At 60.3% G+C, this 13,276-nt stretch carries 14 protein-coding genes; 6 read left to right on the top strand and 8 right to left on the bottom strand.

From position 1 onward, the window contains the following. Positions 1-103 precede the first annotated feature (103 nt). On the top strand, positions 104-1,198 hold the full coding sequence (locus tag F8N62_RS26470) for a DUF1615 domain-containing protein (RefSeq protein ID WP_150713438.1): 1,095 nt from the start codon (positions 104-106) through the stop codon (positions 1,196-1,198). A 167-nt stretch (positions 1,199-1,365) separates the two neighbouring features. On the opposite strand, the gene F8N62_RS26465 is transcribed toward F8N62_RS26470, so the two are convergent. The 4 genes from F8N62_RS26465 to F8N62_RS26445 all read right to left on the bottom strand — a co-directional run bounded on the left by F8N62_RS26465 (position 1,366) and on the right by F8N62_RS26445 (position 3,829). Then, complete coding sequence (locus tag F8N62_RS26465) at positions 1,366-1,728, bottom strand: hypothetical protein (RefSeq protein WP_150713437.1); 363 nt, start codon at positions 1,726-1,728, stop codon at positions 1,366-1,368. Positions 1,729-1,877: 149 nt separating this feature from the next. Next, complete coding sequence (locus F8N62_RS26460; protein ID WP_150713436.1) at positions 1,878-2,597, bottom strand: anti-sigma factor domain-containing protein; 720 nt, start codon at positions 2,595-2,597, stop codon at positions 1,878-1,880. Then, the gene (locus F8N62_RS26455; RefSeq protein ID WP_150713435.1) at positions 2,594-3,115 is read right to left on the bottom strand and encodes a sigma-70 family RNA polymerase sigma factor; all 522 of its coding nucleotides are present in this window, start codon (positions 3,113-3,115) and stop codon (positions 2,594-2,596) included. The genes F8N62_RS26460 and F8N62_RS26455 overlap by 4 nt, the downstream gene beginning before the upstream one ends. A 192-nt stretch (positions 3,116-3,307) precedes the next feature. Beyond that, on the bottom strand, positions 3,308-3,829 hold the full coding sequence (locus tag F8N62_RS26445; protein ID WP_150713433.1) for a DUF3455 domain-containing protein: 522 nt from the start codon (positions 3,827-3,829) through the stop codon (positions 3,308-3,310). Between the two features lie 157 nt (positions 3,830-3,986). Here F8N62_RS26445 and F8N62_RS26440 point away from each other — a divergent pair, with 157 nt between their 5' ends. Then, positions 3,987-4,610 carry a glutathione S-transferase N-terminal domain-containing protein gene (locus tag F8N62_RS26440; RefSeq protein WP_150713432.1) on the top strand — a complete coding sequence of 208 codons (624 nt, stop codon included), beginning with the start codon at positions 3,987-3,989 and terminating at the stop codon, positions 4,608-4,610. Between the two features lie 339 nt (positions 4,611-4,949). On the opposite strand, the gene F8N62_RS26435 is transcribed toward F8N62_RS26440, so the two are convergent. Next, positions 4,950-5,390 (bottom strand): CBS domain-containing protein, encoded by a 441-nt coding sequence (locus F8N62_RS26435; protein WP_150713431.1) that lies wholly within the window; start codon positions 5,388-5,390, stop codon positions 4,950-4,952. A gap of 238 nt (positions 5,391-5,628) precedes the next feature. Here F8N62_RS26435 and F8N62_RS26430 point away from each other — a divergent pair, with 238 nt between their 5' ends. Next, complete coding sequence (locus F8N62_RS26430) at positions 5,629-7,989, top strand: DNA polymerase II (RefSeq protein ID WP_191632449.1); 2,361 nt, start codon at positions 5,629-5,631, stop codon at positions 7,987-7,989. Here the strand turns inward: F8N62_RS26430 and F8N62_RS26425 are convergent. The 3 genes from F8N62_RS26425 to F8N62_RS26415 form a co-directional block, all read right to left on the bottom strand. After that, on the bottom strand, positions 7,954-8,424 hold the full coding sequence (locus tag F8N62_RS26425) for a DUF1810 domain-containing protein (protein ID WP_150713429.1): 471 nt from the start codon (positions 8,422-8,424) through the stop codon (positions 7,954-7,956). The genes F8N62_RS26430 and F8N62_RS26425 overlap by 36 nt on opposite strands. Positions 8,425-8,451: 27 nt before the next feature. Continuing rightward, the gene (locus tag F8N62_RS26420; protein ID WP_150713428.1) at positions 8,452-9,273 is read right to left on the bottom strand and encodes an aldo/keto reductase; all 822 of its coding nucleotides are present in this window, start codon (positions 9,271-9,273) and stop codon (positions 8,452-8,454) included. Between the two features lie 135 nt (positions 9,274-9,408). Then, a complete protein-coding gene (locus tag F8N62_RS26415; RefSeq protein WP_150713427.1) occupies positions 9,409-10,557 on the bottom strand; it encodes an aldose epimerase family protein in 1,149 nt (382 codons plus the stop codon). Positions 10,558-10,792: 235 nt separating this feature from the next. Here F8N62_RS26415 and F8N62_RS26410 point away from each other — a divergent pair, with 235 nt between their 5' ends. The 3 genes from F8N62_RS26410 to F8N62_RS26400 all read left to right on the top strand — a co-directional run bounded on the left by F8N62_RS26410 (position 10,793) and on the right by F8N62_RS26400 (position 13,245). Further along, positions 10,793-11,542, top strand: a complete 750-nt coding sequence (locus F8N62_RS26410; RefSeq protein WP_150713426.1) for a hypothetical protein — start codon at positions 10,793-10,795, stop codon at positions 11,540-11,542. 234 nt (positions 11,543-11,776) lie between these two features. Further along, entirely contained in the window at positions 11,777-12,562 is a 786-nt protein-coding gene (locus tag F8N62_RS26405) for a sulfite exporter TauE/SafE family protein (RefSeq protein ID WP_150713425.1), read from the top strand. Positions 12,563-12,702: 140 nt separating this feature from the next. After that, a complete protein-coding gene (locus tag F8N62_RS26400; RefSeq protein ID WP_150713424.1) occupies positions 12,703-13,245 on the top strand; it encodes a DUF4174 domain-containing protein in 543 nt (180 codons plus the stop codon). Positions 13,246-13,276: the final 31 nt, after the last annotated feature.

Raw genomic sequence — 13,276 nt, 5'->3', positions numbered from 1 at the left:
CGGTGTGTTTGTGGAGGGAACAGTGCAACGCCAGCACAGTCATAGCCTGCGCCATGCCATTGATCGTATGGTTAACCCGATTCAACGGATGTGATGGAGCAGCATGCAAGCCAATCGATTGATCATGAGCATCGCGGCACTCTTGGTGCTGGCCGGTTGCGGGACTCAGCGCACCCAGCAAGCCCCGGCCCGGCAACCTGCCGAGGTCAGGGCGGAGATCGTGCGCCTGCTGCCGGCCAAGACCGTGGACCGTCAGGGCTGGGCCACGGACATTTACGCGGCCTTCGCTGCGCAGGACATTTATCCCTCGACGCAAAACCTCTGCTCGGTATTGGCCGTCACCGAGCAGGAGTCGACCTTCCAGGTGGACCCACCGGTGCCCGGTCTGGGCAAGATCGCCCGGGAAGAAATCGACCGGCGTGCCGCCAAGGTCCACATTCCCGGTCTGCTGGTGAGCGGCGCGCTGCAGGTGGGTTCCAGCAACGGCAAAAGCTACAGCGACCGGCTGAAGGCCGCGCGCAGCGAAAAAGAGCTCAGCGCGATTTTCGATGATTTCATCGGCATGGTGCCCATGGGACGCACGCTGTTCGGCGGTTTCAACCCTGTGCACACCGGCGGCCCGATGCAGGTGAGCATCGACTTCGCCGAACAGCAGGCGCGCGATTATCCGTACCCGGTGGACGGCACGATTCGGCGGGAGGTGTTCAGCCGTCGCGGCGGAATGTATTTCGGCATCGCCCACTTGCTGGGTTATCCGGTGAGCTATCAACAGCCGCTCTATCGCTTCGCTGATTTCAATGCCGGTTGGTACGCGAGCCGCAATGCCGCGTTTCAGAACGCCGTGAGCCGTGCTTCGGGCATCCCGTTGGCACTGGACGGCGACCTGGTGCGCTACGACTCGATCATGCCCGGCACCACGGAGCTGGCCGTGCGTACGCTGGGAAAGCGTCTGGACATGCGCAATCCGACGATCAGGGATCAACTGGAGAAGGGCAAAAGCCTGGAATTCGAAGACACCGAACTGTATCGGCGGGTGTTTGAACTGGCCGAACAGGCCGAGGGCCGTTCACTGCCGCCTGCGGTATTGCCGGGGATTGTGCTGCAGAGCCCGAAAATCACCCGAAAACTCACCACCGCGTGGTTTGCCAAGCGGGTTGATGAACGTTACCAGCGCTGCATGGCGCGGGCGGGGAAGTGACAGGCTTTAATCGGAAGGGAGGCTGATACCACTGTAGGAGCGAGCTTGCTCGCGAAAAACGTTGGGACAACGCGTTCATCCAGGCAGCACGCGTCATCGTTGACGTCCATCGCGAGCAAGCTCGCTCCTACAGGTATCGTATGTCGAGTCTTGCGGACAAGCCGTTCTCATGCGGCACGGCTTTCGATCAGGCGATCCGAACCACCTTCGGCCACGCGATTCTCGATCAGACGATCAGAACCACCTTCGGCCACGCGATTCTCGATCAGACGATCCGAACCACCTTCAGCAACGCGATTCTCGATCAGTCGATCGGAACCACCTTCAGCCACACGTTTCTCGATCAGGCGATCAGAACCACCTTCAGCAACGCGTTTCTCGATCAGACGATCAGAACCACCTTCGGCAACACGTTGCTCGATCAGGCGATCCGAGCCGCCTTCAGCGACAACCGGATGAACAGAGGAAGCGGCAAAAGCGTTAACTGCAAAGACCGAGAAAGCGATGCTGAGAAGAGTCTGGCGTTTCATGATGGTGTGCTCCGGGGTGTTATTGGTTGGTATGGATGCGATGTTACGCCCCGGAATTTTTAAGAGAACTTCATTGACGTGATGGTGAACATCGATGGCAATGATGAATCGGCTGATGTCCCTTGTGTGAGCGTGATCGGCGCTCGCGATCAGATCACCTTCACCGCCCGGCCTATGAATTGGATCGGCCCGGTAGGCTTGCCGATCGGCGAGCCGTTGGGGTTTTCCAGGGTCAGCTCGAACAGCTGATCGGGTTGCAGCGGCGGCAGTTTATCCAGCGGCACCGACAGCGTTTGCCCCGGTTTGACCAACCCCAGCGACACCGGCCCTTGCCAGCCTTCGGCCTTGGTCCAGAACTCCAGCGCCTTGTCCGCCGGCACCTCGGCGATGCCCAACGGGATCAGCTGGATTTCCCGCGGATTACTGGCCTGGATCACCCAGCCGGGCACCTTGTCTTGAGGCGCGACCAGCACCACCAGGTAGGTCGGCTTGACCGTGGTTTGCGTCAGCATCAAGGCGCCGAGCAGCAACGTCGCCGCCAGCCCGGCGCCGGCGAGCCCGCGCCACAGGGGCAGCAGGTTCCACCAGGACGAGGCCTCGGCCGCAGATATCGGCAGCTGGCGATTCAAGGCGTTGACGCTGCGCTCGATGCGTTGCCACAACCGGGACGACGGCGTTTGAGGCTCGACGAGTTCAGTCATGCCCAGCAAGCGACGCTCCCAGGTGTCCACGGCCGTGCGCAGTTCGGCATCGTCGTGCAGGCGTTGTTGAACCTCGGTGCGCTGCTGCGCCGACAACGTGCCGAGCACGTATTCGCTGGCCAGTTCGTCGCGTTGGTCAGGGGTTTCGTCCGCAGGTCGGCTGGTCATCCCATGCACTCCCGTAAGGCCGCCAGGCTTCTCTTGATCCAGGCTTTGACGGTGCCCAGCGGGGTGCCGAGTTTGTGCGAGATTTGCGCGTGGGAATAACCGTCGACGTAGGCGTGCAGGAGGCAATGGCGACGCGCGGGTTCCAGTTGTTCCAGGCACCGATGAATGCGCGAGGAGTGGACCTCGGCGTCGAAGGTTTCAGCGTCAGTGTGCACGTCGATGTCACCCTGGATCTCGCGGCTGTTGTCGCGGATGAAGTTGAGCGCCAGATGCCGGGTTACGCTGAACATCCAGCCCCGTGCCGAACCCCGCGCCGGATCGAAACCGGCGGCGCCGGCCCAGATTTTCAGGAACGCATCGTGGACGATGTCTTCGGCCAGCGCGCTGTCGCGCACCAGACGCCTGGCCACGCCGAGCAGCCGCGGACTTTCCTGCACATACAAATCCCGCAGGGCCTGACGCTCACCCCGCGCGCAGGCGGCCAGACGGGCTTCGTAGTCGAATAAGGGTTCGGGCAAGGACACAGTTCTCAGCCGTTGTTTGAGGGGCGGGCATACCCAATGCAATCTAGCAAACAAACCGAATCTGTGTAGGAGCGAGCTTGCTCGCGATGGTCGTCAACGAAAACGCGGCCAATCTGAATGAATGCGGTGTCTTGACGTTATTCGCGAGCAAGCTCGCTCCTACAGGGGATTGCGTGGGCCTGATGGTTAGCTGGCGGTCCAGAAAACATAATCCGCCTGGTACTTCACCACTTCCTGCTTGCCCTTGTTGGCCACCGTGCACTCGGCGCTGGGGGCGACGCCGCCCTTGAGCGCCACGCGCTGAATGTAACTCACGCCGCTCATTGCGCCTCTGCCCTCGGCCGGGTTGGCCTTGACCAGTTGATAAGGCAGGTTGCCCGGGCTCGACGGAGCGACGGCCAGTTGCGTGCCGGTCACCTTCGAGCCGTCCTTCGCTTGCCAGGTCGCCGGTGGGCCGAAGTAAGTGCCAACCTGTTTGCCGCTGCGATCATTGAGCACTGCTTTGGGCCCGACAAAAAACCATTCGGTCTGGCCGGCCGCGTTGGCCTTGTCACGGCATTCGTAGGTGATCTCGCCAACCCCGGTGGTTTCCATCGTGACCTTGTGCCCGTCCGGGACCTTGATGCTGTCCGGCAGACTGGTCTGGGCGAAGGCCGCGGGCATGGCGGCGAAGAAACCGGCAAGGCACATCAGTTGTCTGGCGTTCATGAATATCTCTCCGAAAATGAGTAGTTCGCTGGGCAGCAACAGAGACTGCTAATAGGACTACCCGTCGGAAAGCGATTTGGATGCAGTTTAAAAAAAGAAATTTCCGGGCATCGCCAGCGTCAGCTGCTACAAAGAGAACACGCAATGGGAGGTATTTATGTACCAGCTCTACGGCCACAAGAATTCCGGAGCCGCCGCGATTGAAGCCGCGCTGGAGCTCTGCGAGATTCCGTACCGTTTCATCGACGTCGAGTCGACGCCAGAGGCCGCCGATGCCCTGGAGAAACTCAACCCGCTCAAGCAGATTCCCACCTTGCAGCTGCCCGACGGCAGCATTCTCACCGAGAGTGCGGCGATCCTGATTCATCTAGGGCTGGCATTTCCCAAGTCGCAGCTGCTGCCCAAAGATGCCGCCGAGCGCGACCAGGTCATCCGAGGCCTGGCCTACATCATCAGCAATTGCTACGCGGCGATTGGCATCATCGATTACCCCGAGCGCTGGTTGGCCGTGGCGGATAAACCCTCCCGGGACAACCTCACGGCCGGCGCCCGCGAACGCTTGCACTGGAGTTGGGAGGTGTTTGCCGATCAGTTCTCGGGCGAGTTGTACCTGGGCGACGAGACGCCGGGGGCGCTGGACGTGCTGGCAGCGGTGATCTCGCGGTGGGCAGGCAGCCGCGAACATTTGCGCAGTGCGCGGCCCGGTTTTTTCGCCTGGCTTGAGCGGATCGACCGACATCCGACGCTGGCACCGGTGTTTGCCCGACATTGGCCGTCCTGAAAAGATCGCAACTTGCGATCTTTGGATCTGAAAAATCAACGTCAAAAGATCGCAGCCTTCGGCAGCTCCTACATTGACCGCCTGTGAGCCCGATCCCGTAGGAGCTGCCGCAACTTGCGATCTTTGGATCTGAAAAATCAACGTCAAAAGATCGCAGCCTTCGGCAGCTCCTACATTGACCGCCTGTGAGACCGATCCCGTAGGAGCTGCCGCAACTTGCGATCTTTGGATCTGAAAAATCAACGTCAAAAGATCGCAGCCTTCGGCAGCACCTACATTGACCGCATGTGAGACCGATCCCGTAGGAGCTGCCGCAGGCTGCGATCTTTTGATCTGCACCTATTCGCCGCGAATGTACTGCTCCAGCTGTTGAATCAGTTCCGCCTGTTCGGCAATGGCTTCCTTGACCAGATCGCCGATCGACAGCAAACCGATCAACTGGCCATTCTCCACCACCGGCAAGTGGCGCAGGCGTTTCTCGGACATGATGCCCAGACAGGTCTCGACGGTTTGGTGGGTATCCACGGTGATCACCGGCGACACCATGATGTCGCGCACTGGCGTGCCCACGGATGAGCGGCCGTGCAGCACCAGTTTGCGTGCATAGTCGCGCTCGCTGATGATGCCCAGCACTTCGTCATTCTCCACCACCAGCAGGGCGCCGACGTTCTTCTCGGCCATCTTCATCAGGGCTTCGAGCACCATGTGGTCGGGCTTGATCTGGTGCACTTCCTGATTTTTCTGATCTTTCAACTTGAGCAGTTGGGCGACGGTTTTCATGGTGGTTTCTCAAGTGTTGTCGTTGTTCTAGAAGAATCGTAGACGCGGGCGCTGAGGGCAAGGCAGAAAACGGCAGATAACGCGCAAATAACGCCATTCAGCGGTTTTTCTGCGATAAACCCAACCTCTCAGCTTAAAAACCACACATAACCCTGTGGGAGCGCGTTCAATGCAACGAGCGCTTCCGCTGGCGATGACGCGTAGAATCGCCATCTGAATCGGATTCGAGGTTGCAGTGGTGGATTTACAGCGGGGCTTCGTCCTGACCCGGCATTGGCGCGATACCCCGGCCGGTACGGAAGTCGAGTTCTGGCTGGCGACCGATTCCGGTCCCCGGCGGATTCGCCTGCCTCATCAACCGTCGGTGGCGTTTATTCCGGTGCAGCAGCGCGAACAGGCGCAAGAGGTGTTGCACGGCGAAAAAAACATCGAACTCAAACCCCTGGCCCTGGAGGATTTCGAACACCGTCCGGTGCTCGGCCTGTATTGCCGGCAGCACGGTCAATTGATGCGCCTGGAAACCGCGCTGCGCAAGGCCGGTGTCGAGATGTACGAAGCCGATGTGCGGCCGCCGGAACGCTACATGATGGAGCGCTTCATCACCGCGCCGGTTGTCTTCGGTGGCACGCCCGGTCCCGACGGCCTGCTGCTCGACGCGCAGATGAAACCCGATCCCGATTATCGGCCCACGCTCAGGCTGGTGTCCCTGGACATCGAAACCACCGCCCAGGGCGACCTGTATTCCATCGCCCTGGAGGGCTGCGGCGAGCGCCAGGTCTACATGCTCGGCCCGCCCAACGGTGACGACAGCGCGGTGGATTTTGCGCTCGAGTACTGCGATTCCCGAACCGACCTGCTGAAAAAACTCAACGAATGGTTCGCCCGTTTCGATCCCGACGCGATCATCGGCTGGAACGTCGTGCAGTTCGATTTACGCGTACTTCACGAACACGCACGACGGCTGGCGGTGCCGCTGAAACTGGGGCGCGGTGGCGAGGAAATGCAGTGGCGCGAACACGGCAGCCGCAACCATTACTTCGCCTCGGCCGCCGGCAGATTGATCATCGACGGCATCGAATCCCTGCGCTCGGCGACCTGGAGCTTTCCCTCGTTCAGCCTGGAGAACGTCGCACAAACCCTGCTCGGCGAGGGCAAGGCGATCAGCACGCCGTATCAGCGCATGGACGAAATCAACCGCATGTTCGCCGAGGACAAACCGGCGCTCGCCAAATACAACCTCAAGGATTGCGAGCTGGTGACGCGGATTTTCGCCAAGACCCAACTGCTCACGTTCCTGCTGGAGCGTGCCAGCGTCACCGGTTTGCCGGCGGATCGCAGTGGTGGTTCGGTGGCGGCATTCACCCACTTATACATGCCGCTGATGCACCGCCAGGGGTTCGTTGCGCCAAATCTCGGGAGCAAACCGGCACAGGCCAGCCCCGGCGGGTTTGTCATGGACTCGCAGCCGGGGTTGTACGAATCGGTGCTGGTGCTCGACTACAAAAGCCTTTATCCGTCGATCATCCGCACCTTCCTCATCGACCCGGTGGGCCTGATCGAAGGGCTCAAGCATCCCGAGGACAGTGCGTCCGTCCCGGGTTTTCGCGGTGCCCGGTTTTCCCGGACCCGGCATTGCCTGCCGTCGATTGTGGCGCGGGTCGCCGAGGGCCGTGAAACCGCCAAACGCGAACACAATGCGCCGTTGTCCCAGGCCTTGAAAATCATCATGAACGCCTTCTACGGCGTGCTCGGTTCCAGCGGTTGCCGCTTCTTCGATACGCGGCTCGCCTCTTCGATCACCCTGCGCGGTCACGAAATCATGCTGCGCACCCGCCAGTTGATCGAAGCGCAAGGGCATACGGTGATCTACGGCGACACCGACTCGACGTTCGTCTGGCTGCGCCGCGCCCACGGTCAGGAGGAAGCCGCGCAGATCGGCCATGCGCTGGTGGACCACGTCAACCAGTGGTGGCGCGAGCACGTGCAGGAAGAATACGGGCTGGAAAGTGCGCTGGAGTTGCAGTTCGAAATTCACTACAAACGCTTTCTGATGCCGACGATTCGCGGCGCCGAGGAGGGCAGCAAGAAGCGTTATGCCGGACTGGTGACGCGCGCCGACGGCAGTGACGAGATGGTCTACAAGGGGCTGGAAACCGTGCGCACCGACTGGTCGCTGCTGGCCCGGCAATTTCAGCAAGAGTTGTACACGCGGATCTTCCATCGCCAGCCCTATCAGGATTACGTGCGTGAGTACGTGCGCAAAACCCTGGCGGGCGAGTTCGATGACCGCCTGGTCTACCGCAAGCGCCTGCGCCGTACCCTGGATGACTACGAACGCAACGTGCCGCCGCACGTTCGAGCGGCGCGGATCGCCGACGATTACAACCAGCAACAGGGCCGTCCGCTGCAATACCAGAACGGTGGCTGGATCAGCTACGTGATCAGCGTCGCCGGGCCCGAGCCACTGGAAATTCGCAGTGCGCCGATTGACTATGACCATTACGTCACCCGGCAACTGCAACCGGTGGCGGACGCCATTCTGCCGTTCGTGGACGACGATTTCTCAACCCTGATTGGGGGGCAGCTGGGCCTGTTTTGAGTCCAGCAACGAAAGCGTCCAGTCATCCTTGATGCCATGGAAGTAACGCGTCAACGCTTGTTGGAACGGGCTGTCATCCGCGGTGAACTGGGCGAACAGAGTCATCGATGAACGGAATTTAACGTCGTCCGGATGGCCGAAAATCTCGCTGATGGAACGTTCCTGAATATCCAGCACCCACTGCGTGCAGTCGCGCAATCGGGGGCCTAGCACGGGATGATCGAGGTAAGCCTGGGTCTCTTCGGCCGAGCGGATCGCGAAATGCTGCGACATCTCGCTGCCGCCCAGCCCGGTGAATTGCGGAAAGATGAACCACATCCAGTGGCTGCGCTTTCGGCCCGCGGCGAGTTCGTTTTTTACGCGCTCGAACACCGGGTTCTGCGCGAGTACAAAGCGCTGCAGATTGAAGGCGTCGAGCTGATCGGTGCTTCTCATGAGAAGCCCTCTGACAACGGCGATGGCTCAGACCATGGCCAGTCGCTGTTTGCGTTGTGGCGCACGAAACGCTTGGTCCAGCGCCTCCAGATCCCCGGCCTCCAGCCGCAATTGCGCTGCTTGCGCATTCAGTTGCACGTGTTCAGGGCGGACCGCTTTGGGAATCGCGATCACCCCGTCCTGTCGCAGAATCCATGCCAGCGCTGCCTGCGCCGGGGTGACCGCGTGACGAGCGGCCACTTGTTTGAGTGCCGGATGCACCAGCAACGTTCCGCCCTGACCGATGGGACAGTACGCCATCAAGGGCTGATGATGCTGTTGGCACCACGGCAGCAGATCAAATTCTATGCCGCGTTCCTCGAGGTTGTAGAGCACTTGATTGGTGGCGCACGCCGGGGACGCCAGTTCCTGCAGGTCATCGACATCGAAATTGGACACGCCCCAGCGGCCGATCTTGCCGGCTTCACGCAGACGCTCGAAGGCTTCGACGGTTTCTTCAAGGGGATACTGGCCGCGCCAGTGCAGCAAGTACACATCGATGTAGTCAGTGTTCAGACGGCGCAGGCTGCGGTCGCAAGCCTGGGGGATGCCGTGGCGACTGGCGTTATGCGGGTAGACCTTGCTGACGAGAAAGACCTGGTCGCGCAGTCCGGCGATGGCTTCGCCGACCACTTCCTCGGCGCCGCCTTCGGCATACATTTCAGCGGTGTCGATCAGGGTCATGCCCAGTTCAATGCCCAGGCGCAGGGCAGCCACTTCCTCGGTGTAACGGGCCGGGTCTTCACCCATGCGCCAGGTGCCCTGGCCGATGACGGGAACGTTGACGCCGGCCAGTTCGAGGGTGCGCATGAAAACCTCCTTGCGGTGTTCGGGGGATACTTCGGTTGGCAGCAGAATAGCTTAAGGGTTCCCTCAGTGGTGGGGGCGGGGTAGGTGCGGATCTGCACCCACCCGACAAACCTGACAAAACAGACGCCCAATGGGTCAGTCGGCAGAAAACTTCAACACCGTACTCTGGCTATAAGTGTTCCCCGGATCCAGCCGCGTAGAAGGAAAGTCCGGATGATTCGGCGCATCCGGATAATGCTGCGTCTCCAGCGTAAACGCACTCCAGTGCGCGTAGGTCTTGCCAGCCTTGCCCTTGACCGAACCATCAAGGAAATTGCTGGTGTAAAACTGCACACCCGGCTCAGTGGTGTAAAGCTGCAAGCGGCGTCCGGACTGCGGGTCACTGACGTCGGCAGCCAATTTGCCCACATCACCCTTGGCATCCAGCACCCAGTTGAAATCAAAACCACCCTGTTTCGGTTCGGCGAATTTCAGCTGCGGATGATTCGCCTTGATGTTCTTCCCGATGGCGGTCGGTTGGGTAAAGTCCATCGGCGTACCGGCCACCGGTGCCAATTCCCCGGTCGGAATCAACTTGCCGTTGACCGGTGTGTAATGGCTCGCGTGCAAGGTTGCGAGTTGTTGCAGCACGTCGCCGTTGCCCGCGCCCGCCAGGTTGAAGTAACTGTGGTTGGTCAGGTTGAGCACGGTGGGTTTGTCGGTGGAAGCCTTGTACTCGATGCGCAACTCGTTGTTGTCGTTGAGGCTGTAAGTGACCTCGGTCTTGAGGTTGCCGGGAAAGCCCATTTCACCGTCCGCCGACAGGTAGGTCAGGGTCACCCCCACCGAATCCTTGCCCTTGGCCGGTTCGGCTTTCCACACCTGTTTGTCAAAACCGTGCGGCCCGCCGTGCAGCGAATTCGAGCCGTCATTTTGCGGCACCTGAAAACGCTTGCCGTCGAGTTCGAACGCACCATTGGCCAGGCGATTGCCGAAGCGCCCGATGGTCGCGCCAAAGTAAGCCTTGCCGCTCTGATAACCCTGTACGTCGTCGAACCCGAGCACGACATCTTCGAGCTTGCCGTTCTTGTCCGGCACTTGCAGCGCCTGCAGCGTTGCGCCGTAGGTGATGACAGTCGCCTGCATGCCGTGGCTGTTGCGCAACACGTATTGCTCCACCGGCGTACCGTCGCTGGTTTTGCCGAAGGCTTTGTGTTCGCTGGACAGACCGGCAGCCTGGGCCGAGAGGGTGGCAATCATAAGAGACAGTCCGAGGACGCAAAGCGGGAATCGGGATTGAAGCATGGTTAACCTTCCTTTTTTTGTTTTTGGAGAAGTAGTCATACTAGTGATCGATGTGAAAACGGATCGGAAGGATTTATAGCCTGAATTCGCGGTTTTGCGTAAATAAAGTCTGACTAATATGTCGGCCCTTCAGATTTATGGACTGCCGGCACTGCACTTTTTCGCAATCCACGGCTCTATCCTTGGCCAGCCTGCGGCGATCCCCACCGCCGGCCCATGCCAAGTTCAAGCACCCATGGCCCGAGTTTTACCCCGCACCGCTGTGACTGTCCGCCGCTTTTGCCTGCTGCTCGCTGTGCTGTCGATGTTGTTCACCAGTGGTTGCAGCCAGCAGCAAGGCCGTGACGTGGTCAGCCAGTTTCGCGAAGGCCGGCCCCAGGAATTCCTCCAGACCAGCGTCGACCGCATGGCCACCCTGGCGATGCGCGACAACCTCGACAGCCTCTACCTGCTCATGAGCAAGCTCTACCTGCGCAACCCGCAAGAGCTGAAAAAATCCGGTTTCCTCGACGCGCGCACTGCGGGCAAACAGGTGCGTCTGGCGATTGAACAGCAAGAGCCGTTGCCGACGCTGGGGGGCAAGAAGGACCTGGCGGCGTTGAGCTACGCCATGAGTCCCGAATTTCTCGGTGACCGGGTCGGGGCCTTCATCTACGCCATCGGCAGCATGCTGGTCACCGCTCACGGCAACCGGCTGGAGTTCTACATGACCGATGCGATCAACCCGACCTTCGTCAACAACGCCGCGCGCAACATCGAGAAAGCCACCTGGATCCTGAGTCAGAGACAGAACAAAAACGGCGAGCCGTTGCTGTTCTCCAACGAGATTTCGGAGGAGGGCAGCAACCTGAGTTTTGCCGTGGAATTCGGAAAAGTCGTGGCGCGTCTGGATCTGCTGACCCAGATGCTCGACGAACGCTACCGGCGCATCGGCCTGAATTACGCGCAGAGCCTGCTGTTCCTCAATTTCCTGCCCGTCCAGTAAAACTTTTTGACGAACCTTTGTGGCGAGCGAGCTTGCTCGCGCTTGAGTGCACAGCACTCACAAAACAGGGCCGCTACGCAACCCAGCGCGAGCAAGCTCGCTCGCCACAAAGGCTAGCCCCACAGAGATGGGGTGTGAACGGGCATAACGATAGACCGCATCGATATAAGTGGTTATAAGAAAAATCGCTATGCTGCGGGCCAGTTTTTTCATGCGTTTTTTGCGGGCGTGTTAATGGATCTCGTTAACTTCGGTTTGGTCATTGCGGGTTTAGTGGTGGGTTTCATTGTCGGCATGACCGGCGTGGGCGGTGGCTCGCTGATGACGCCGATCCTGCTGTGGTTCGGCATCAATCCGGCGACGGCGGTGGGCACGGACCTGCTGTACGCGGCGATCACCAAATCGAGTGGCGTGCTGGTCCACCGCAAGAACAACAACATCGACTGGGCCATCACCGGCTGGCTGACCCTGGGCAGTGTGCCGGCGGTGGCGCTGACGCTGTGGTTCCTCAGCAGTTTGCAAACCTCACCCGACGCGATGAACGCGATCATCAAACAGGCGCTGGGTTTTGTGCTGTTTGCCACGGCACTGGCGATCTTCTTCAAGAAACGCTTGCTCGATTTCGCCCACAAGCGCGCGGGTGGCACTTACAACCCGAGCGGCAAACGCTTGAACGCGCTGACCGTGATCACCGGTCTGGTCCTCGGCACCATGGTTGCCCTGACCTCAATCGGCGCGGGCGCCCTCGGCACCGTGGCGTTGTTCATCCTGTACCCGCTGCTGCCGACACGCCGTCTGGTCGGCACGGAAATCGCCCACGCCGTGCCCCTGACCCTCGTCGCCGGCCTCGGCCACGCGAGCATGGGCAACATGGACTGGCACGTGCTGGGTTTCCTGCTGATCGGTTCGCTGCCGGGGATTTACCTGGGCAGCCACTTGACCGGGCGCATCTCCGATGAGGTGTTGCGTCCATGCCTGGCGACGATGCTGGTGCTGATCGGCTACAAACTGGCGTTTTGATCTGCGCCTGACCCAGCCTGTTGCGCAATGACCGCCCTGACCTAAGCTTGGATCAAGGCGACACACAATTGCGCTGCCTCACCCGGAACGATCGCCGCGATGCGCAATCATTAGAGCGTGGATATCAAAAGGAGATGCGCATGCTCATCAGGTCATTGACCCTGACAACCCTGCTGGCGATTGCCGGCCCCTTGCTCGCCGCCGATGGCGACTCACCGCTGGACATGGACAAGGGCAGGTCGCGGCCGCTGATTGTCATCGCGCCGAGCACGGTCGATCCGACCTGGGTCAGCCTGAAAAAATCCCTGGATGAGCCGGCCAATCGCAAAGAATTCACCGACCGGAACATGGTGCTCTACACCGTGCTCAACCTGATGGGCCAGCGCGAAGGCAAAGACCTGGGCCCCCAGGACACGGCGGCCTTGATCCGCTCGTTGAAGCTTGGGGCAGGGCCGAAGACCAAAGTGATTCTGGTGGGCAAGGACGGTGAAAAGAAACTCGAGCAATCGGATGCAGTTGATCTGAAGGCGATTTTCAGCGCGATAGACCAGATGCCTATGGCCGAGAAAGAAGCGAAAGCGGCGGTGGTCTCGACGCCCGCCCCTGAAGCGCCAGCGGCCAAAGGTGCCAAACCGGTGAAGCCGGGGAAACCCGCCAAGCCGCCTGAAATGCCCGACGATTAAAGATCATTGCTTTGACAGCTGGCGCAGCCCG

The sequence above is a fragment of the Pseudomonas fluorescens genome (genome assembly GCF_902497785.1).
Lineage (GTDB): Bacteria > Pseudomonadota > Gammaproteobacteria > Pseudomonadales > Pseudomonadaceae > Aquipseudomonas > Aquipseudomonas fluorescens_BO.
This window is presented reverse-complemented; position numbering and strand designations above follow the sequence as displayed.